Here is a 21,491-nt window from a genome sequence, read left to right as displayed (position 1 = left end):
TGGGACGATAAAATGGAATAAAAAATTCTTACTAAAAAATCGGGGAATAAAAACAGATAAGCGAAGTGTGGACCTAAGCCATTACATCGTCTGCCCTAAAACGAACTGCCCAGCTTGGCGTTGCGCACAGCTGGGCAGTTCGGAAAGAAAACAGGGATGTAGACGAGTTAACCCTTAGATGGGCACTGCCCGCTTAATAATAGGCGCCCGTGGCTAGGTAGTTGCGCACGTAGTCCTGAATACCATCTTCCAGGCGGGTGAAGGGCCGGTCATAGCCTATGCTGCGCAGCTTGCGCATATCGGCCTCCGTGAAGTACTGGTACTTATCACGAATGTCTTCCGGCGTGTCTTTGAACTGGATGTCGGCCGTCATATCCAGGGCGGCAAACGTGTTCAGGGCTAGGTCCAGGAATGTGCGCGCCTCGCCGGTGCCCAGGTTGTAGATGCCGGAATGCTGGCGGTGGTGCAGCAGGAAATAGCATACTTCCACCACGTCCTTCACATACACGAAGTCGCGCATCTGGCCGCCGTCGGTATAGTCGGGGTTGTGGGAGCGGAACAGCTCCATGGAGCCTGTGCGCCGGATCTGCTCAAACGCGTGCAGAATGACGGATGCCATGCGGCCCTTGTGGTATTCGTTGGGGCCGTACACGTTAAAAAACTTCAGGCCCGCCCAGAAAAACGGCTTTTCTTCCTGCTCCACGGCCCAGTTGTCGAAGTCGTTTTTCGACTCGCCGTAGGGGTTCAGGGGGCGGTACAGCGGCAGCAGGGCATCATCCTGGTCTGAGTAACCCAGCGTGCCCGAGCCGTAGGTAGCAGCTGAGGAGGCGTATACCAGCGGTAGCTGATAGCGCACACAGGCCTGCCACATCTGCTTGGAGTAGTTCAGGTTGAGCAGGTCCAGCACGGCACGGTCCTGCTCGGTGGTATCGGTGCGGGCGCCGAGGTGGAAGATGAACTCCACTTGCTCGTGGTTTTTATCGAGCCATTCAAAAAACTCGTTGCGGTCTACATACTCGCGCAGGTGCTTGCCTTTGAGGTTGGCCAGCTTGCGCTCCACTGAGAAATTATCCACCACCACAATGTCGTTGAAGTTGGCGGCATTGAGGCGGGTTACAAGGCAGCTGGCAATAAAGCCGGCCGCTCCGGTCACAACTATCATAGGGCTGAAATTTTGCCTAAAAGTAGGCATTATCCGGCGTCTGCTTTTCCTCAGCCGACGAGTACTTGACTTGGCACGCTACCTTTGCCCATGCCTCAGTTATTTCTACGCGTGTTTCGGGCGCTGCCTTTGCTTGGTTTGCTCGCCTGCCAGCCTGATAAACAGCCCGCCGCTACCGAAAATGCCGCCCGGCCCCAGCAGCTGACCGACGACCTGGGCCGCCGCCTCACCGTGCCGGCCCGGCCGCGCCGCATTCTGGCGCTGGCCCCGTCCATGACGGAAATGCTGTACGCCGTAGCCGACACCGCTACCATTATAGCCCGCACCCAGGCCTGCGACTTCCCGCAGGCCGCTCTGCGCAAGCCCATCGTCAACAGCTACCCGCTGGACCTGGAACGCCTGGTAGCGCTGCAGCCCGATGTAGTCTTTACTATGGAAGGCATTACCTCGCAGGATGATGCTGCCCGCCTCGAAAAGCTGGGCATTCCGGTGTATTATCAGCGCTACAACACGGTAGAGGATATATTTAAAGGCCTGCAGGACCTGGGCCGCATTCTACACCGCGAGCCGCAAGCCCGCCACCTCACCGATTCGCTCCGCACCGCGCTGCGAGCCATAGCTACTACGGCACCGGCCGGGCCGCGCCCCCGCGTGCTGGCCATTACCTGGCAGGACCCTATTTATGTGTATGGTCAGAATACCCTGTTCACCGATAAAATGAGGCTGGCCGGCGGGCAAAATTCTGTAGTTGAGTCTTTCCCGCAACCCTACCCGGCCCTTACCCGCGAGTATATTCTGCAACTAAACCCGGATGTGCTGCTGGGTGGCCGCTTTGGGCAGCTGGACAGCACCTTTTTCAAGAACTACCCCGAGCTGCGCCGCATCAAAGCCTACCAAAACCGCCGCGTGTTTGCCGTGACTGGCAACCTGATGGAGCGCCCCAGTCCCCGCGTGGTTGAGTCTATTCAGGAGCTGCAGCAATTATTGCAGCAGCCGGCTGCCCGGTAATTCCGCCCGCTGGTGTTACTTCACGCTATGAATCAACGTGCCGCTTTGTGGCTAGTGCTGGGTTTGGTGCTGCTGGTCGTGCTGCTGGCGCTGGGTTTGCGTGTGGGCAGCTACTCAGTAGATTATGCCCTGGTGCGCCGCGCCCTGCTGCACTACAACCCCGCTGACCCCGCCCAGCTGGTACTGGTAGAGCTGCGCCTTCCCCGCCTGCTACTGGCGGTGTTGGCCGGTGCGGGCCTGGCTGTGAGTGGCTACCTCATGCAGGCTATGGTAAACAACGCCCTGGCTGATCCTTATTTACTAGGCACGGCCTCCGGCGGAGCCTTAGGCGCTATTCTGTGTTTTTCTTTTCTGCCCAGTGTATTCCTGGGTGGGTTCTACCTGCCGCCGCTGGCCGCCCTGGCCGGCGCCCTGGGTACTACGCTGATAGTAGTGGTGCTGGGGATGCAGCAGGGCCAATTGCGACCAGCCCAGTTGCTGCTGGGTGGCGTGGCTATCGGCTCCCTGACTACCGCCATCGGCGGGTTACTCACCTTTCTATCTGATACCCAGGAAAAGCTGCGCTCGGTGGCCTTCTGGGCCATGGGCAGCTTTGAGCGGGCCGGCTGGGAGCTATTGCCCTATCCGGCCGTGGCGCTGGCCGTGGTGCTAGGGCTGTTTCTGTTCCTGCAGAAAGACCTCTCCATTTTATTGCTGGGGGAGGAGCGGGCCCAGGCCCTGGGTATGCACGTAGGCCGCACGCGCTGGCTGCTGGTTATTGCGGCCTCCGGGCTTACGGGCTGTGTAGTAGCCTTATGCGGGCCTATTGGGTTTGTAGGGCTCATGATTCCGCACATCACGCGCTGGCTGCTGGGGGTTACGGGCCGGGCCAACCTGTGGGTGTGCGCGGTGCTGGGCGGCAACTTTCTGCTGGCCTGCGACCTGCTGGCCCGCGTACTCTACCCACCGGCCGGCTTACCGGTAGGCATTGTCACAGCCCTGTTTGGCGTACCGTTCTTCGTATATTTGCTGCGAAAAAAAGAAGGATTCAGGGTGTAGGGGTTATAAGCAGCATGTATTGGTGTTGCGCATTTCTTACCGCACTACCTGTTTTGGCTGGCCGCTAATGCCTGCTTGCAGGGCCTGAGTTCTACCACTCAATACCCCACAGAATGATTTACGTTAGCCGGCAGGAACACTTCAACGCGGCCCATAAACTATACAACCCTAACTGGAGCGAAGAGCGGAACCGGGAGGTTTTCGGGCCCTGCGCCAATACCAATTGGCACGGTCATAACTTCGACCTTATTGTAACGGTGAAAGGCAAGCCCAGCCCCGAAACCGGCTTTGTGGTTGACCTCAAGCAGCTCAGTCAGCTGATTCGGGAGCATATTATTGCCCAGGTAGACCACAAAAACCTGAACCTGGACGTGCCCTTCATGGCCGGCAAGCTGGCCAGCACGGAAAATCTGGTACTGGCGTTCTGGGAAATTCTTCAGCGCCAGCTCCCCACTATCACCGATGCCCAACTGCACTGCATCAAACTCTACGAGACGCCCCGCAACTTTGTGGAGTATTACGGCGAAGCTTAGTTCTGAAGTTGAGTAAGCCCACAGGCTTTGTTCAACCTCCGAATTCATCATTCAGAAGCAACCAATGAAGTATTACCTGATAGCCGGGGAGCGTTCCGGTGACATGCACGCCGCCAACCTCATGCGTGAGCTGAAGCAGCAAGACCCGCAGGCTGAGTTCCGGGCCTGGGGCGGCGACATGATGGCGGCCCAGGGCGCGGAGTTGGTGCACCACTACCAGGAAATGGCCATTATGGGCTTCCTGGAAGCGGCTACCAGCCTCCTGAAATTTCGCGGCTATCTGAAGGAGTGCGAGCGGGATTTACTGGCTTACAAGCCGGATGTCGTGATTCTGGTAGACTATGGCGGCTTCAATATGCGGGTGGCCAAATTTGCCAAAGCCGCCGGCCTGAAAGTGTTCTACTACATTTCGCCCAAAATATGGGCCTGGAACCAGAGCCGTGGCCACAAAATCAAGCAGCTCGTTGACCGGATGTTTGTCATTCTGCCCTTTGAGCAGGAATTCTACAAGCGCTTCGAGTATAAGGTAGATTATATAGGCAACCCTACTGCCGATGTAGTAGCCGACCACCAGCCTTCCCCCGATTTTTATCAGCGCAATAACCTGGACCCCAACCGGCCCATTATTGCGGTATTGCCCGGCTCGCGCAAGCAGGAAATCGAGGAAATGCTCTTTGAGATGACGGCCATTATTCCGCCGTTCATGGACTATCAATTCCTTGTAGCCGGCGTTGATAACCTTGATGCCAACTACTACGCCAACTTCGAGCGCAACAACGTCCGCATCCTCTTCAACCAGACCTACGATATCCTCAGCCACGCCAAAGCGGCTATGGTCACCAGCGGTACCGCCACCCTGGAAACCGCGCTGTTTGACGTGCCACAGGTAGTGTGCTACCGCACCAGCGCCGTGTCTTACGTCATCAGCAAGGCCGTAATTAAGGTGCCTTACATTTCCTTAGTCAATCTTATTGCTGAAAAGGAAGTAGTAAAAGAGCTGATTCAAGGCGAATTCAACTCCCGCAAACTGGTGCAGGAGTTGAAAAAGATAACGGCCGATGAAGTATTTATCGCCAGGCAGAAAGCAGATTATGCGGAACTGCGCGAGAAACTGGGCCGCAATAACTCCGCTAAGAAAGCAGCGGAGTTGATGGTGGGATACCTGCAGAATTAGGACTGAGAAATAATGTGCTTGTTTTTATAATATCAGGAGTGTATCTATGAAATTATTATTTATTTTCTTCGCTTTTAATGCATTGCTTTTTAACTGCTTATGGTCTAGAAATAATTATGATGAAGCTGTGATCTGTAAAATTGATAATGATTGGGTATTAAAAATTAAGCGTCGTCAATTTTATAATGTACACGACCCCCTGTCTCTGCTCCTCAGAGAAAAATATAATGACAGTGTTTTGTTTAAAATACCCGATCCTACAATAAAGCGACTAAATGGTGCTGAAATAAAGGTGCCTGCTGGGCAATACGGTTACGCTGGTTATATAGATTTAGGCGAAAAAAATACTAATGTTAATCTGTTATATGTAAATTCAGATGATAACAGATTTGATAAAACCGAGTGGAATGGAGCTTATAGGTTGAAGAGAGCGTATTGATAATAATTTAAGAGCTTTTATTCACTCTATTCTTAACATAAATAAAAAGACCCGACAGATTTATCTGTCGGGTCTTTTTATTTACGCTGACTGTAATTATGCTGTAATATCTATAAAGATCTTGCCGCTACTGCAGCGGCAACCGCACAACAAAAGCCGAGCCCGGCTCCGACATTACTTCTATAATACCCCGGTGCAGCTGCACCACGCGCTGCACCAGCGCCAAACCCAGACCGTGGCCGCAATAAAGGTGTGCATTAGCTCCCATGAAGAAGGGCTCAAAAATGCGCGGCAGCTCGGCGGGCACCACACTAGGGCCATCATCCACAAACCGCAGAATGGCATGGTGTGCATCAAGGCCCAGGGTGGCGCGCACCTGGTTGTGGGGCGAGAACTTGCAGCCATTTTCCAGCAGGTGCAGACACAATTGTTCCAGCAGCTCCGCATCACCGGGAACGGTGAGCGGACCGGATAGCTCCGCCAGCTGAGGGTCGAACTCAAAATGAACCTCATAGCCGGGGCGGCGGGCTTTCAGCCGGGCGCTGGCCTGGTAGAGCACGTCGTCAAGGGCCACGGGGTGCGGCGTGAGGTGGGCGGCACGCAGGTGGGCCAGCGTCAGTAAATCGGCGGAAAGCAGGTTGAGGCGGGCTATATCCTGCAGCACCGAGCGGCAGGTTTCTTCGTGGTGTGCTACGCTGCGCGGCTTAATCAGCGTTACCTCCAGCTGCCCCCTGATGCTGGTGAGCGGGGTGCGCAGCTTGTGCGCCGCCTGCACCACAAACCGGCGCTGGTCCTCAAAAGCCGCCTGCCGCCGGGCCAGTAGCTGGTTAAGCTGCCGCACGAGCGGCGCGGTATCGGCGGCAGCGGCCGGGGTTACAAGGCGCTGCTGATAATCGTCCAGGTCCAGGGTCTCCACTTGCCGGGTGAGGTGGGCGAGGACGCTCCGTCTAAGGCGGCGCTGCCACCAAACCGCACCGCCAAACAGGGCCGCGCCCATCACAAAACCCAGGAGCAGATACCACACCATACGCTAGGCCTCGCGCTCCTCCAGAATGTAGCCGATGCCGTTAAGCGTATGAATCAGCTTGGGGGTGAAATCCTTGTCAATCTTTTTGCGCAGGTAGTTCACGTACACGTCCACCACGTTGGTGCCCGTGTCAAACGACAAATCCCAGACCTTATCCACGATTTCCAGGCGGCTGAGGGCGCGGCCCTGGTTGTGCATGAAATATTCCAGAAGCGCCAACTCCCGCATGGTCAGGTCAATGCGCTTGTCGCCGCGCTTCATTAGCTTGCTTTGGCCATTCAGCTCCAGATCGGCCACTTTCAGCACGTTTTCTTCCGTGGTTACGGCATATCGGCGGTGCAGCGCCCGCAGTCGGGCCAGCAGCTCGTTAAACTCATAGGGCTTGACCAGGTAGTCATCGGCCCCGGCATCAAAGCCCAGCAGCTTATCGTCGGTAGAGCTCATGGCCGTGAGCATGAGCACCGGCAACTTGGGGTAGCGCTGGCGAATAACGCGGCATAGCTCCAGCCCGCTCATCTCGGGCAGGTTTACGTCCAGCACTACGGCGGTGTACTCGGTGGCGGCCAGCAGGCGCTGGGCCGAGGTGGCATCCAGGGCTACGGCCGCTGCCAGCCCGTAGTCTTCCAGTCCGCTTTTCAGAAAAGTGGCAACTTTCAGCTCATCCTCTACAATCAATATTTTCATCACAGCTTGGGTTGATTTTCGGGCTTTGGTTTCTGTAGCGAGCAGGGGGACGAGGGGTTACGGCACCCCCAGCGGATTATCGTAGTCGAAGGGGGGAATGGCAATGATGGGCGTGCGGCCTTGCCCGGCGCTCATGGAGTAGATAGAAGGGGCCTGGTACAGCTCCCCGGGCAGGCGGCGCAGCCCTTCCGGGGCCACCTGGTAGCGGAAAATGGCATCGTACTCGGCAAAGTCGCGGCGCACGTCTACCTCCAGGTCGCGGATAATGCCGCCGTGGATGTCGTACACCCAGCCATGCAGGTGCAAGGGGGCCGATTTCTGGTAAGCATTCTGCACGGTAACAGTTTGGTGCAGATTGTAAACTTGCTCAATGACGTTTAGTTCAACCAGGCGGCGGTAGCGCTCTTCCTCGGTTTCCAGCTCGCCCAGCTCGTGCTGGTGGCGGTGCATCACGTCGCGCACGCTGGTCAGCCAGTTACTGACCACGCCCGCGTCCACGCTTTGCATGGCCGCCTGCACGCCCCGGCAGCCGTAGTGCCCGCACACAATAATGTGCTGAATCTGCAGCACTTCCACCGCGTACTGCAGCACCGACATCAGGTTCAGATCGGTGCTAACCACCAGGTTGGCCACGTTGCGGTGCACAAATACCTCGCCCGGGGCCGTGCCCGTCATCTCACTCACGGAAACGTGGTTGTCGGAGCAGCCAATGAACAGGAACTTGGGAATTTGCTGGGCCGCCGTTTCGAAGAAGCGCGGGTTGCGCCGCAGCTTTTCGGCCACCCAGTTGCGGTTGTTCTGAAAGAGCTTGTAGTAAGCCTCAAAGTCGGCCTCCTTGCTGGTTACGTGGGGCTGCTTGGCTAGATTCTGGGCGTATTCCTCGCCCTTACGCAGAAACACCAGCTGAATATTGCGCTGCCGGGCGGTTTCGCGGAAATTCTCGATGGCGCTCAGCACGTCCCGGTCGATGAAGGCGGAATTGGTGCCGTCAATTTCCACCGTGGTATCGGCCGGAATATCCTTGAGGACCGTCATAATGCTAGCCTTATTCAGAAATGACACATGCTCGCCCAGACTGATGCGCAGATGATCCTGCCCCTGCACCGAGTAGCTGTGGAAAAAGTGGGCGTTCTTATAGGTTTCGCGCAGGATGAAGAACATACCTGCCGCTGCGCCCACGCCAATACCGATCAGCAGATCCGTCAGCAGAATGGCCACGATAGTGACAATGAAGGGCAGGAATTCCATAATGCCAGCCTGGATATGCTGGCGGAAGATGCTCACGCGGGCCAGCTTATAGCCCGTTACCAGCAGAATAGCGGCCAGCGCGGCCCACGGAATCATGTTCAGAAGGCGCGGGAACAGCACCACGCTCAGCAGCAGAAAGCTGCCGTGCATCAGGGCGGCCAGCTTCGTGCGCCCGCCGGCGTTAATGCTCACAGAGCTGCGCACAATAACCGAGGTGAGGGGCAGCCCACCCAGCAGCCCACTGACCAGGTTGCCGGCGCCCTGGGCCTTCAACTCGCGGTTGGTGGGGGTTTTGCGTTTCAGCGGGTCCAGTTCGTCGGTGGCCTCTATGGCCAGCAGGGCCTCCAGACTGGCCACCAGCGCAATGGCAAAGGCGGTGGTATACACCTTGGGGTTGGTGAGCTGGGAAAAATCGGGCAGGGTAAACAGGCCCGCAAACTCGGCCATGCTGTGCGGAATGGGTAGCTGCACCAGGTGCGTACCCGTCAGCGCATAGGCGGGGTAGAGCAGGTAGGCCAGGGCATTCAGTCCCAGCCCCAGCACAATCACCACCAGCGCCGCCGGAATTTTGGCCAGCACCGGATTGGCGCGGAAAAAGGGCCGTTCCCAGACCAGCAATACCGTCAGGCTGGCCAGCGCAATAACCAGCGCCGTGGGGTTAAACTCCTCTATGGCGTGCGTCAGCAGCGCCCTTATGTTGCCGCCCGTCCAGGGAAACAGCGCCAACGACTCTACCGCATCGGCATCGTAGCCCAGAATATGCGGAATCTGTTTTAAAATGAGAATGATGCCGATAGCCGCCAGCATTCCTTTAATGACCGAGGAGGGGAAGAAGTTGCTGATGATGCCGGCCCGCAACAGGCCCAGAATTACCTGCATCACGCCCGCCACGCAAATAGCCAGCTGCAACACCTCAAACGAACCCAGTACCTCCAGCCCGCTCAGCACCACCATAATCAGGCCTGCTTCCGGCCCCGATATACTCACCGCCGACCGGCTGAGGGCACCCACCACCAAGCCGCCCACAATACCGGCAATAATGCCGGAAAAGAGAGGTGCGCCCGAGGCCAGTGCTATGCCCAGGCACAGCGGCACCGCCACCAAAAACGATACGAGGCCACCCTGGAGGTCACTTTTGAAGTAAGAAAAATCCCAGGTGCTGCGTTTTTCAGTTGTAGTAGACATAGGCTTTGAAAATGGCATGAGGATTCCGGCGCTGCCAAAAGCAGCGAAGCGGTAAAACGGCAGGCAGGAAGAGCAGCCCCGACCAGCGGCGTAGCGCCGCCCGTGCGCGAAGCAGAGGCTTCTAGGGCAATTCCGCGGGCAGCAGGTGCTTCGGAATCATGAGGTTATTTTTCTGCTACAAAGGTAGAGCCCAACCCAATGGCCGGAATTAAAGCCAGATTATAAGCTTATTAGATTTTGGTTAAAGAGATATTAGAAAACGATTAGAGCTTAATCTGGCTATAAACAGCCCATAGGATGGGCTGTTTATGCTTGTTATCGAACTTCGGACGTCATACAGAGTAGTGCGAAACATGACGTGCTTTGGGCTGCTTTTGCACAACGGTCCGCAACCCCCTTCAGGAAAGACCATTAAAAAGGAAAGCCCCGGCAGAATAATCTGCTGGGGCTTTCCTTTTTAATTCTATAACCAGTTTACGCTGCGCGCAATTGCTTCAAAGGTGAACTTTCAAACTTGCTGCGGGCATATTCCACGTCAATTACCAGCTCTTTCACGCCTTCTTCCGAAGGCATATCGAACATGGCATCCGTCATGATGCTTTCGCAGATGCTGCGCAGGCCGCGGGCACCCAGGCGGTACTCATCGGCTTTCACCACAATATACTCCAGGGCTTCTTCCGAGAAGGTGAGCTCCACGCCTTCCATCTCAAAGAGGCGCTGGTACTGCTTCACAATAGAGTTCTTGGGCTCCGTCAGGATTTTGCGCAGAGTGGCGTGGTCCAGCGGGTTGAGGTGCGTGAGCACGGGCAGGCGACCAATCAGCTCCGGAATCAGACCGAAGGCCTTCAGGTCCATGGCCGTTACGTAGCGCAGGAAGTTGTCGGTATCAATCTTCTCTTCCAGCTGCGTTTTGGCAAAGCCCATGGGCTTCGTGTTCAGACGGCTTTTGATAATGCGCTCAATGCCTACGAAGGCGCCGCCGCAGATGAACAGAATGTTCTCAGTGTTCACCGTAATCATCTTCTGCTCGGGGTGCTTGCGGCCGCCGTGCGGGGGCACGTTTACGGTGGTGCCTTCCAGTAGCTTCAACATAGCCTGCTGCACACCCTCGCCGCTCACGTCGCGCGTAATGCTGGGGTTGTCGCTCTTGCGGGCAATCTTGTCGATTTCGTCGATGTAGACGATGCCGCGCTCCGCGGCTTCTACATTATAGTCGGCGGCCTGCAGCAGGCGCGTCAGAATGCTTTCCACGTCTTCGCCTACGTAGCCGGCCTCGGTCAGTACCGTGGCATCGGCAATGCAGAAGGGAACCTGCAGAATGTTGGCCAGCATGCGCGTGAGGAAGGTTTTGCCGGTACCGGTTTCACCCACCATAATGATGTTAGATTTCTCAATCACCACATCATCCTTCTGCGGTTTCTGCATCAGGCGCTTGTAGTGGTTGTACACAGCCACGGACATTACCTTTTTGGCTTCGTCCTGACCCACTACATACTGATCCAGGTACTCCTTCATCTCGCGCGGCTTCACGAGGTTGAACTTCGGCGCTTTCGAGTTCGACCGAATCTTATTCTCCTCGTTCAGGATTTGCTGGGCCTGACCCACACACCGCTCGCAGATGTGGGCGTTAATGCCGGAAATCATGACCGAGACGTCTTTTTTGCTCTTACCGCAGAAGGAGCACGTGATATCTGCCATTGGTTGAAGGACTCTCAGGATAGGGGGATAGTTTGCTCCGCTTTTCAGGGAGCAGGCCCAAAGGTACGAAAACGGAAACGCCCTCTGCACGAAAAAAAGTGCCGACTCAGCACCTTTCTACTATAAAGAAAAAAAGCCCACCATTGGTTTTCAGGCCAATAGCGGGCTTTTTTTATATAGTCTGGGTCTGATACAGGAGGAAAAAGCCTCTCATACAGGTGATGAAAATCAGCTTACGCAGCCGACTTCTTCTCCAGCACTTCGTCAATCAGGCCGTACTCCTTGGCTTCGTCGGCGCGCATCCAGTAGTCACGGTCCGAGTTGTCGTGAATTTCCTGGTAAGTTTTGCCGGTGTGCTGCGCCAGAATGTCGTAGAGCTCTTTCTTGAGCTTCAGAATCTCGCGGGCCGTAATTTCGATATCCGACGACTGGCCCTGCGCACCACCTGAGGGCTGGTGAATCATGACGCGGGCATGGGGGAGGGCCGAGCGTTTGTCTTTGGCACCGCCGGCCAGCAGTACAGCACCCATAGAAGCCGCCAAGCCAGTGCAGATGGTAGCCACGTCGGGGTTCACATACTGCATGGTGTCATAAATACCCAGGCCGGCATATACCGAGCCACCGGGCGAGTTGATGTACAGCAGGATGTCTTTCTTGGCATCCACGGACTCCAGAAACAGCAGCTGGGCCGTAATGATGTTGGCAATATAGTCGTCCACGGCCGTACCCAGGAACACGATGCGGTCCATGATCAGGCGGGAGAAAACGTCAATTTCAGCAAAGCGCGTGGGGCGTTCCTCAATTACGGAGCGGGTCATGCCCGTAGGCATAATCAGGCCGCCGCGCACCTGGCCTTCCACGTGTTGCAGATATTGGTCAACACCCAGGCCGCTGAGGCCCTGGCCCTTCACGGCAAACTTGCGGAATTCTTGTTTATTCAGCATGATAGAAAAGAGGGAAGTAGATGTGTTAAAGCGAAACCGACGGGCAACAAAAAAGCCCATACGGCAAGTAAGGGCTTTTTTGTTGGTTTGAAAACCGGGCGGTGAGGGATTAGCTCGCTGCCTGATTGCGGAAGTCCTCAGCCGAAATCGGTTTGTCGTTAACAACAACTTTGCCGCGGAGGTTTTCAAGTACTTTCTCTGCCAGAATGGCTTCGTACTCGTTTACGTAGTTTTTGCCGTTTTCCTGACGCAGGTAGTTGTCAGCGAAACCACGCATCGACTCGCGCATCTCGTCGGTTACCTCGGGCAGGTTAAACTGGCCCATGATTTTCTCCAGGGTGCGGTCAATGATTTCGTCGTTTGAAACCTTCAGGCCCTGTTCCTCAACTACTTTGTTGCGGATCATGGACCATTTCAGCTCGCGCTCATAGTCATTGTAGTGCTCTTCCACCTGCTCGGCGGTCAGCTTGCCTTCGTTGGCACGCAGCAGCCACTTCTTGAAGAATTCCTTGGGTACTTCAATAGAAACCGAATCAATCAGCTTGTCGATGATCTGACGGTTCACCAGATTGTCCGACTCCCGGTCGTAGTTTTCCTGCACCGTGCCGCGCACTTTCGCGTCGAAATCTTCTTTCGAAGTCACCGCGTCTTTGCCGAACACTTTGTCGAACAGGTCCTGGTTGTGCTCAGCGTGGGCCGTGCGCGTGATTTTCTCCACGTTCAGCACGTACTCGCCGCTTACTTCCTTGGCCTCATCCTTGGTCATGCCCGAGAAGTTGGCAATAGCCGAAGCATCGCCCCCGAAAGCATCTTTCAGATCAAAGGTGATAGAGTCGCCGGGCTTTACGCCTACAAACTTGTCAGCACCGTTGGTTACTTTATTGATGGGCAGCAGCACGGCGCGGCCTTCACCTTCCTCATCAGCCTTCTTCAGCTTACCAAACAGGTAGTCGCTGGCTTCGGATGACTCGGGGTTGGTGGTTTCGCCAAACTGGCGGCCAATCTGGTCGTAGGTTTCCTGCAGGGTGGCCTCGTCGAGGTCTACCTTGTGGCGGTCTACGGAAATAGCCTGGTCGGCGGGCAGCTCGAAATCGGGCAGCAGGCCCAGCTCGAAGGGGAATTCAAACTCTTTCTGGGAGTCGAAATCTACGTTCGTAGCTACGGGCAGGGGCTCGCCCAGAATTTTGATGTTGTTCTCCTTGATGTAGCCGTCTACCGCTTTGCTCAGCATGCTATTCAGCTCATCGGCCAGAATGCTCTTGCCGTACATCTTGCGTACCAGCGCAACGGGCACTTTACCCGGGCGGAAGCCTTTGATCTGCGCTTTTTTGCTGTATTCCTTCAGCTGGCTCTCTACGGCGGGAGCATAGTCAGCCTCCGTGAGTTTTACTGTCAGGATGGCACTCAGCTGGTCGTCGTTCTTGTTAAGGGTAATGTCCAAAACGGTCGTCGGTTAAGGGTAAACGTAAGAATGCGTAAGCTTCAGCCTGGTCAGACGTCCGTTCCTACGCATGCAGGACGTCCTTGAAAAACAAACCCCCAACTGGTTGGGTTGAGGGTATGAGAGGAGGGAAGAAAAATACTTTGTGCGGATGGAGGGACTCGAACCCACACGCCTTGCGGCACCAGATCCTAAGTCTGGCACGTCTACCAATTTCGCCACATCCGCGTGCGAGGCCGTTTGCCTCGGGGCCGCAAAGCTACGCAAGCTGGTCGGAAATTCAAACGCTTTCGGTAAATGTGTGCGTAGTATGTACAGATAGCGGCAAAGGGCCCTATTTCAGCCGGTTGCCGCCCGAAACCCGGCTCCGGATTCGTACTTTCGCATTCCTAGTCTTTCCGCGGTGCCCCGGTACCGCTCCGCATACATGGCCACTCACATAGACCCCGAGGTAGAACGCAACGAAATTCTGCGCGCCTACCGCCGCCTGCTTCGCACCGCCAAACCCTATTTGCACGGCAACGATGCCAAGCTGATTAAAAAGGCCTTCAATACTTCCCTGGATGCCCACAAGGACATGCGCCGCAAGTCCGGGGAGCCTTATATCCTGCACCCGCTGGCCGTAGCGCAGATTGTGGTAGAGGAAATCGGGCTGGGTACTACCAGCATTGTGGCGGCGCTGCTGCACGATGTGGTAGAGGATACTACCTGGGAAATTGCCGACGTAGAGCGCGAGTTCGGCAGCAAAGTGGCCCGCATTGTAGACGGCCTCACCAAAATTTCGGGCGTTTTCGAGTATGGCACCTCCGAGCAGGCTGAAAACTTCCGCAAGATGCTGCTCACGCTCTCGGAAGATGTGCGCGTCATCCTCATCAAAATAGCCGACCGTCTGCACAACATGCGGACGCTCGACTCGATGCCGCGCCACAAGCAGCTTAAAATTGCTTCCGAAACCATTTACCTCTACGCGCCGCTGGCCCACCGCCTGGGCCTGTACGCCATTAAAAGCGAGCTGGAAGACCTGTATCTGAAATACACCGATACGGAGGTGTACAACGAGCTGGTGACGAAGGTGCGCCAGAGCCGCAGCGCCCGCAACCGCTTTATTAAGGAGTTTGTGATGCCCATTGACGACGAGCTGAAAGCCCAGGGCTTCAGCTACGAAATCAAAGGCCGGCCCAAAAGCATCTATTCCATTCTGAAAAAGATGCGCAAGCAGAACATCACCTTCGATGAGGTGTATGACCTGTTTGCCATTCGAATTATTCTGGATGTACCCTTTGAGCAGGAAAAAGCGGCCTGCTGGCAGGTATACTCCGTGGTAACGGATTTTTACCAGCCCAACCCCGACCGCCTCCGCGACTGGGTGAGCACGCCCAAAGCCAACGGCTACGAAAGCCTGCATACCACCGTTATGTCCCGCACGGGCCAGTGGGTAGAAGTGCAGATCCGCTCGCGCCGCATGGACGATATTGCCGAGAAAGGCTACGCCGCCCACTGGAAATACAAAGACACCGGCTCCATATTGCCCGAGTCGAGCTTGGAGGCCTGGATAAATAAGGTGCGTGAGATGCTCGAAACCAATAACTCCAGCGCCCTGGAGTTCATGGACGAGTTCCGCCAAAACCTCTTCGTGAAGGAGGTTTACGCCTTTACGCCCAAAGGCAAGCTTATCATCCTGCCCGATAAAGCCACGGCGCTGGATTTTGCCTTTGATATTCACACGCACATTGGCTTGCAGTGCTTGGGTGCCAAAGTAAACCAGAAGCTGCAGCCGCTCAGCTACCAGCTCCACAACGGCGACCAGGTAGAAATCCTGACTTCCCAGAAGCAGCGCCCTACTGAGGAATGGCTCAAATACGTCATTACCTCCAAGGCCCGCTCCAAAATCAAGGATTACCTCCGCGACGACAAGCGCAGCAAATCCGAAGACGGCCGCTTTCTGGTAGAAAAGCGGCTGGAAATGCTCGGTATCGAATCCACGCAGGACAACCTGAACCGGCTGCTGGCGCATTTCAACACCTATAACCTACAGGATTTCTACTACCGCCTGGCCATTGGACAGATTGACGGCCGCGAAATCAAGGAAAGCATCTTCGACCCGGCCGTAGAGCTGCCGCGCGTGCCTTCCATGCTGGAGCCTAAAGCCTTCGACCACGAAGTGCAGAAAATCCGGGGCGTAAATGCCAACCTGCTGGTTATCGGAGAGCAGACCGAGAAGTTCGACTACACCATCGCGCCCTGCTGCAACCCCATTCCCGGTGATGATGTGTTCGGCTTTGAAACCGAAAAAGGCATCGTTATTCACCGCACTTCCTGCCCCAAAGCCGTGGAACTGATGTCGAACTACGGCAACCGCATTGTGCGCGCCAAATGGACGGACCAGCTGGAGTTGGCTTTCCTGGCCGGTATTCGCATCAAAGGCTCCGATAGGGTAGGACTGGTAAATGACGTTACCAAAATCATTTCCAACTCCCTGAAAGTGAATATGCGCTCCATCACCATCGACTCTGATGACGGTCTGTTTGAAGGGCAGATCATGGTTTTCGTGAACGACACCGACCACCTGAACAAGCTAATGCAGCGTCTGGCGAAGGTAAACGGCGTTTTGCAGGTGGAGCGCTTTGCCTCGTAGTATAAAACAGTATTCAGAGTTTAAATGAGTATAAGAAGTATAAGAATTGACGAAGTAGCTCTGGGCTTGCCTTGTTTGAAGCCGGGCGCATCCCGTGTTTACTCCGTACTTTTGTTACTCCTTATATATAGGTAGCGCATGCTGGATCGGGAGAAGTTTGAAGAAGTGAAGAAAATCTTCACAGCTTACTTAGAAAACAAAGGCTTGCGGAAGACCTCCGAGCGGTATGCTATTCTGGAGGAAATCTACTCCCGCACCGGCCACTTCGATGTAGAAGAGCTTTTTGCCGGCATGAAAACCCAGGGCCTGCAGGTAAGCCGGGCCACTGTATATAATACCCTGGATTTGCTGGTAGAGCACGGCCTGGTCAGCAAGCATCAGTTTGGCCGCAACCTGGCCCAGTATGAAAAAAGCTACGGCTACCGCCAGCACGACCACGTCATCTGCACCGAATGCCATAAAGTAGTTGAGTTCTGCGACCCGCGCATCCACGGCATCCAAACCATGGTCGGCGAGTTACTCAACTTCCATATCTTGCATCACTCTTTAAATCTGTACGGTGTGTGCGGCGACTGCCGAGCCCAAGCCGCCGCCCGTTCTCAAGCTGAATGAAAACTGAAGCCGCCGTCCAGAACGGCATCCTCTACGTGCGCCTTAGCGGCGACCTGATCGGTTCACCCGACACCCAGCCCCTCCTCCAAACCATCAATGACCACCTCGGCGACGACATCATCCTCTGCGCTGTAGACCTGTCCAACGTGCGGTTTATCAACAGCACCGGTATTGGAGTCCTGGTATCCATCCTCACCAAATTTCGCAATCAAGGCGGCGAGTTGGTCCTGATTAACCCTTCCGAGCACATCCAGAAGCTGTTGGTCATCACCAAACTCAACGCCATTTTCACTATTGCAGCCTCCGATGCGGAAGCCGCCGAACAATTGAAAGCCGTAAGCTAATGCCAGTTGACGTACTAGTCGGATTACAGTGGGGAGACGAAGGAAAAGGTAAAATTGTAGACGTACTAGCGCCCACCTATGATGTGGTGGCCCGCTTCCAGGGCGGCCCAAATGCCGGCCACACGCTCACCTTCGATGGGATTAAGCATGTGCTGCATCAGGTTCCATCGGGCATTTTTCATCCGCACATCCTTAATGTAGTCGGCAACGGCGTAGTGCTGGACCCCGCCGTTTTCCGGCAGGAGCTGCAAAAGCTCACCGACCGGGGCGTTGATTGGAGCCAGAACCTCTACGTTTCTAAAAAAGCCCAGCTGATTCTGCCCTCGCACCGCGCCCTAGACCGCATCAGCGAGGAAGCCCGTGGCGGCAGCAAAATTGGCTCCACCCTCAAAGGCATCGGCCCCACGTACCAGGACAAGATTGGTCGTACCGGCCTGCGCGTAGGCGATATTCTGTTGGCTGATTTTCAGGAGCGCTATCAGGAAACCGTAGCCCGCCACGCTACCTTGGCCGCTTTCCACGGTAAAGAGCTGGAAATTGAAGCCTTTGAGGCTGATTTCTTCTCTGCCGTAGAGTTCTTGCGCACCCTGCAACTCACCGACACGGAGTATCTACTAAATAAGCTGCTCAGCGAGGGCAAGAACATCCTGGCTGAAGGCGCCCAAGGCTCTTTGCTGGATATTGATTTCGGCACTTATCCCTTCGTCACCTCTTCTAGCACTATTGTGGCCGGCGCCTGTACTGGCCTGGGCATTGCCCCGCGCCATATAGATAAGGTATACGGCATCAGCAAAGCCTATTGCACCCGCGTAGGTAGCGGCCCATTTCCTACGGAGTTGCTGGATGAAGTAGGAGAGGAGATTCGCAAAGCTGGCCGCGAGTTTGGCGCTACCACCGGCCGGCCGCGCCGCTGTGGCTGGATTGATCTGCCCGCCCTACGCTATAGCATCATGCTAAACGGCGTCACCGAAATCCACCTGATGAAGGCGGACGTACTCGATGAGTTCGACGAAATCCGGGTTTGCACGCATTACCAAACCCCCGATGGTCAGCAAACCGACCGCTTCCCCGACTTTGGTGAACTACAATACATGACACCTGTATATGTAAGTATGCCCGGCTGGCGTACCGTTCTGCAGGATATCACCGATCCTGCAGCGCTGCCCGCCGAGTTGAAAGCCTATATCCAGTTCTTGGAGCAGCAATTAGATGTTCCCATCCGTATCGTCAGCGTCGGACCAGATAGGGTAAGCACCCTGCATCTTAACTAAGACCTTCTGAAAGGCGAGTATTGTAAAGCGCAATACTCGCCTTTTTCATTAGCTCCATGTACACCTTATATATAAGGAGTGCGAAGCGGCCCTATATATAAGGTGAATTCCTTCTTATAAACGGCAGGACCTTAATGAAGATAGAGTGCTTATCTATTAGTTAGAGTAGATAGGTTAACCGGAAATCGAAGTATTGCCCGCTTAATCTCTTGTATTAAGCAATGCTATATAAGGTCTGTTTATCGACCTCAGAGCCATGTTAGCGGCATTTTCAATGTTGATAAGCGAAAGGTCAAAGTTTTTTTGGAAAGATGGTGAACTAAAGAAGGCCGTCAAACAGTTAGGCCTCAGCGCGGTAGCGAAAGCCCGTCAAGCCCTGCCAACCTAACTTCGGATTTCTTCGGAAGGGAGTTTGGAAATCAAGGAGAAGAGTCGCACTTTTGCACTCCCAAACCGGAACGCGGCGGGGCCAAGAGCTGCGAGGCGGCTGGAGAAAGTTTTGAAAAAGAAGTTGGAAATCTGGGAAAGGTTCTACTATCTTTGCAGCCCGCTTCAACCGGAAGCCGGGCCGGATCCGAAAAAAAAGTTGTTTTCGGGTTTGCAAACGAAGAAAAGAAAGCCTTACCTTTGCCACCCGCTTCCATCGGAAGTCAGCCAGCAGCACGGAAAAGTTCAAAAAAGAAATTTTCCACTTCGCTTGCGAAACGAAAAAAGCGGCTTACCTTTGCCACCCGCTTCAACCGGAAGCGCTTCGAGCTGAACAAACCCAACCCGCTTCGAAAAAAAACTTCGAAACCGGATTTGGAAAGCAGCAGAAAAGTTACTTACCTTTGCATCCCGCTTCAAACGGAAGGGGAAAACAAGTCAGGCAGACGAAAACGAAAGCTTCAAAATTATTTCGCCTTTCGCTTGTCACTTCAAAAAAGGTACTTACCTTTGCATCCCGCTTCGAACGGAAGCCGGGAAACGAAATGAAAAACACGGCTAGCCTGGCTAGCGCACGGTTCTCGAAACGACGAGAGCACACGTTCTTTGAATGATTGGAATTGACAAATTTGGTAAGCGGTTTTCGAGCTTCGGCTTTAAAACCAACCAAGCGTAACAAACGAATAATAGCTCGTCAATACGGGTCGGATCAGCACTCGACATGGCTCTCTTTTCGAAGAGAGTAGCAAGTAATTTTACAATGGAGAGTTTGATCCTGGCTCAGGATGAACGCTAGCGGCAGGCCTAATACATGCAAGTCGAACGGGTGTAGCAATACACTAGTGGCGCACGGGTGCGTAACGCGTAACCAACCTGCCCTTGACTGGGGGATAGCCCGCCGAAAGGCGGATTAATACCGCATAAACCAACAGCCTGGCATCAGGCAATTGGTAAAGATTTATTGGTCAAGGATGGGGTTGCGTGACATTAGCTAGTTGGCGGGGTAACGGCCCACCAAGGCGACGATGTCTAGGGGACCTGAGAGGGTGATCCCCCACACTGGCACTGAGATACGGGCCAGACTCCTACGGGAGGCAGCAGTAGGGAATATTGGGCAATGGGCGAGAGCCTGACCCAGCCATGCCGCGTGCCGGATGAAGGCCTTCTGGGTTGTAAACGGCTTTTCTCAGGGAAGAAAAAGACCATGCGTGGTACACTGACGGTACCTGAGGAATAAGCACCGGCTAACTCCGTGCCAGCAGCCGCGGTAATACGGAGGGTGCAAGCGTTGTCCGGATTTATTGGGTTTAAAGGGTGCGTAGGTGGCCTTGTAAGTCCGTGGTGAAAGCCTCTCGCTTAACGAGAGAACTGCCATGGATACTGCAAGGCTTGAGTCCAGACGAGGTTGGCGGAATGGATGGTGTAGCGGTGAAATGCATAGATACCATCCAGAACCCCGATTGCGTAGGCAGCTGACTAGGCTGGTACTGACACTGAGGCACGAAAGCGTGGGGAGCGAACAGGATTAGATACCCTGGTAGTCCACGCCGTAAACGATGGATACTCGTTGCTAGCGATATACAGTTAGTGACTTAGCGAAAGCGTTAAGTATCCCACCTGGGGAGTACGCCCGCAAGGGTGAAACTCAAAGGAATTGACGGGGGCCCGCACAAGTGGTGGAGCATGTGGTTTAATTCGATGATACGCGAGGAACCTTACCTAGGCTAGAATGCGCGTGACCGGTTCAGAGATGAACCTTTCCTTCGGGACACAAAGCAAGGTGCTGCATGGCCGTCGTCAGCTCGTGCCGTGAGGTGTTGGGTTAAGTCCCGCAACGAGCGCAACCCCTACATTTAGTTGCCAGCGGATTATGCCGGGGACTCTAGATGGACTGCCTGCGCAAGCAGTGAGGAAGGCGGGGACGACGTCAGGTCATCATGGCCCTTACGCCTAGGGCTACACACGTGCTACAATGGACGGTACAGAGGGTCGCTACACAGTGATGTGACGCCAATCTCAAAAAACCGTTCTCAGTTCGGATCGAAGTCTGCAACTCGACTTCGTGAAGCTGGAATCACTAGTAATCGCGTATCAGCAATGACGCGGTGAATACGTTCCCGGGCCTTGTACACACCGCCCGTCAAGCCATGGAAGTCTGGTAGACCTGAAGCTGGTGCTCGTCACAGAAGCCAGTTAGGGTAGAACAGGTAACTGGGGCTAAGTCGTAACAAGGTAGCCGTACCGGAAGGTGCGGCTGGATCACCTCCTTTCTGGAGCGGTCCGACTCGTGAGTTATTGCTCGCGTTACCTTTGGACTATCAAATTTGTCATTCCTTCATTCAAGATATTCACGGATTCGATGCCCTCATCGAAACCCGGGCTTGTAGCTCAGGTGGTTAGAGCGCTACACTGATAATGTAGAGGTCCCTGGTTCGAGTCCAGGCAGGCCCACTGTTCACAGTTGGGATTGCCAACGGAACACGGAAATGGGGGATTAGCTCAGCTGGCTAGAGCACCTGCCTTGCACGCAGGGGGTCAACGGTTCGAATCCGTTATTCTCCACCAACAAGAAGTATGATCAATCGGATCAGCTTTGGTGAGAATACCAACATATAGTAGTGT

General features: G+C 54.8%; 17 protein-coding genes, 3 tRNA genes and 1 rRNA gene. 13 read left to right on the top strand and 8 right to left on the bottom strand.

The window, feature by feature from the left end; translation table 11 throughout:
- Positions 1–193: 193 nt before the first annotated feature.
- On the bottom strand, positions 194–1,162 hold the full coding sequence (gene rfaD / locus PK28_RS13295; protein ID WP_044514581.1) for an ADP-glyceromanno-heptose 6-epimerase: 969 nt from the start codon (positions 1,160–1,162) through the stop codon (positions 194–196).
- Between the two features lie 90 nt (positions 1,163–1,252).
- Between rfaD and PK28_RS13290 the strand changes: the two genes are divergently transcribed.
- From PK28_RS13290 to PK28_RS20495, 5 genes are all read left to right on the top strand, one after another.
- Positions 1,253–2,170 (top strand): ABC transporter substrate-binding protein, encoded by a 918-nt coding sequence (locus PK28_RS13290; RefSeq protein WP_044514578.1) that lies wholly within the window; start codon positions 1,253–1,255, stop codon positions 2,168–2,170.
- A gap of 27 nt (positions 2,171–2,197) precedes the next feature.
- Entirely contained in the window at positions 2,198–3,208 is a 1,011-nt protein-coding gene (locus PK28_RS13285) for a FecCD family ABC transporter permease (protein WP_044514575.1), read from the top strand.
- A 113-nt stretch (positions 3,209–3,321) separates the two neighbouring features.
- On the top strand, positions 3,322–3,741 hold the full coding sequence (locus PK28_RS13280) for a 6-pyruvoyl trahydropterin synthase family protein (protein ID WP_044514572.1): 420 nt from the start codon (positions 3,322–3,324) through the stop codon (positions 3,739–3,741).
- A 64-nt stretch (positions 3,742–3,805) separates the two neighbouring features.
- On the top strand, positions 3,806–4,915 hold the full coding sequence (lpxB, locus tag PK28_RS13275; protein WP_044514568.1) for a lipid-A-disaccharide synthase: 1,110 nt from the start codon (positions 3,806–3,808) through the stop codon (positions 4,913–4,915).
- Between the two features lie 46 nt (positions 4,916–4,961).
- The gene (locus PK28_RS20495) at positions 4,962–5,354 is read left to right on the top strand and encodes a hypothetical protein (RefSeq protein WP_156126388.1); all 393 of its coding nucleotides are present in this window, start codon (positions 4,962–4,964) and stop codon (positions 5,352–5,354) included.
- 127 nt (positions 5,355–5,481) lie between these two features.
- On the opposite strand, the gene PK28_RS13270 is transcribed toward PK28_RS20495, so the two are convergent.
- The 7 genes from PK28_RS13270 to PK28_RS13240 form a co-directional block, all read right to left on the bottom strand.
- Positions 5,482–6,381, bottom strand: a complete 900-nt coding sequence (locus tag PK28_RS13270; RefSeq protein WP_048826028.1) for a sensor histidine kinase — start codon at positions 6,379–6,381, stop codon at positions 5,482–5,484.
- A 3-nt stretch (positions 6,382–6,384) separates the two neighbouring features.
- On the bottom strand, positions 6,385–7,065 hold the full coding sequence (locus PK28_RS13265; RefSeq protein WP_044514565.1) for a response regulator transcription factor: 681 nt from the start codon (positions 7,063–7,065) through the stop codon (positions 6,385–6,387).
- Between the two features lie 57 nt (positions 7,066–7,122).
- Complete coding sequence (locus tag PK28_RS20980; protein WP_052430562.1) at positions 7,123–9,498, bottom strand: SulP family inorganic anion transporter; 2,376 nt, start codon at positions 9,496–9,498, stop codon at positions 7,123–7,125.
- Between the two features lie 474 nt (positions 9,499–9,972).
- The gene (gene clpX / locus PK28_RS13255; protein WP_044514563.1) at positions 9,973–11,196 is read right to left on the bottom strand and encodes an ATP-dependent Clp protease ATP-binding subunit ClpX; all 1,224 of its coding nucleotides are present in this window, start codon (positions 11,194–11,196) and stop codon (positions 9,973–9,975) included.
- A 233-nt stretch (positions 11,197–11,429) separates the two neighbouring features.
- Positions 11,430–12,140 (bottom strand): ATP-dependent Clp protease proteolytic subunit, encoded by a 711-nt coding sequence (locus PK28_RS13250; RefSeq protein WP_262489780.1) that lies wholly within the window; start codon positions 12,138–12,140, stop codon positions 11,430–11,432.
- A gap of 109 nt (positions 12,141–12,249) precedes the next feature.
- Positions 12,250–13,581: a trigger factor gene (gene tig, locus PK28_RS13245; protein ID WP_044514562.1), complete on the bottom strand. Its 1,332-nt coding sequence runs from the start codon at positions 13,579–13,581 to the stop codon at positions 12,250–12,252.
- 146 nt (positions 13,582–13,727) lie between these two features.
- A tRNA-Leu gene (locus PK28_RS13240) sits at positions 13,728–13,809 on the bottom strand.
- A gap of 199 nt (positions 13,810–14,008) precedes the next feature.
- Between PK28_RS13240 and PK28_RS13235 the strand changes: the two genes are divergently transcribed.
- The 8 genes from PK28_RS13235 to PK28_RS13205 all read left to right on the top strand — a co-directional run bounded on the left by PK28_RS13235 (position 14,009) and on the right by PK28_RS13205 (position 21,434).
- Entirely contained in the window at positions 14,009–16,216 is a 2,208-nt protein-coding gene (locus tag PK28_RS13235; RefSeq protein ID WP_044514559.1) for a RelA/SpoT family protein, read from the top strand.
- Positions 16,217–16,354: 138 nt separating this feature from the next.
- A complete protein-coding gene (locus tag PK28_RS13230) occupies positions 16,355–16,828 on the top strand; it encodes a Fur family transcriptional regulator (protein WP_044514557.1) in 474 nt (157 codons plus the stop codon).
- The gene (locus PK28_RS13225) at positions 16,825–17,172 is read left to right on the top strand and encodes an STAS domain-containing protein (RefSeq protein WP_044514554.1); all 348 of its coding nucleotides are present in this window, start codon (positions 16,825–16,827) and stop codon (positions 17,170–17,172) included. Before PK28_RS13230 ends, PK28_RS13225 begins: the two co-directional genes overlap by 4 nt.
- Complete coding sequence (locus tag PK28_RS13220; protein WP_044514552.1) at positions 17,172–18,443, top strand: adenylosuccinate synthase; 1,272 nt, start codon at positions 17,172–17,174, stop codon at positions 18,441–18,443. The genes PK28_RS13225 and PK28_RS13220 overlap by 1 nt, the downstream gene beginning before the upstream one ends.
- Before the next feature lie 540 nt (positions 18,444–18,983).
- On the top strand, positions 18,984–19,418 hold the full coding sequence (locus PK28_RS20490; protein WP_156126387.1) for a hypothetical protein: 435 nt from the start codon (positions 18,984–18,986) through the stop codon (positions 19,416–19,418).
- A gap of 208 nt (positions 19,419–19,626) precedes the next feature.
- Positions 19,627–21,139: ribosomal RNA gene (locus tag PK28_RS13215) — 16S ribosomal RNA — on the top strand.
- Between the two features lie 107 nt (positions 21,140–21,246).
- Positions 21,247–21,320: transfer RNA gene (locus PK28_RS13210), tRNA-Ile, on the top strand.
- Positions 21,321–21,357: 37 nt separating this feature from the next.
- Positions 21,358–21,434 (top strand) — tRNA-Ala (locus tag PK28_RS13205).
- The last annotated feature ends 57 nt before the right edge of the window (positions 21,435–21,491 follow it).

Source organism: Hymenobacter sp. DG25B (assembly GCF_000801315.1).
Taxonomy (GTDB): domain Bacteria; phylum Bacteroidota; class Bacteroidia; order Cytophagales; family Hymenobacteraceae; genus Hymenobacter.
This window is presented reverse-complemented; position numbering and strand designations above follow the sequence as displayed.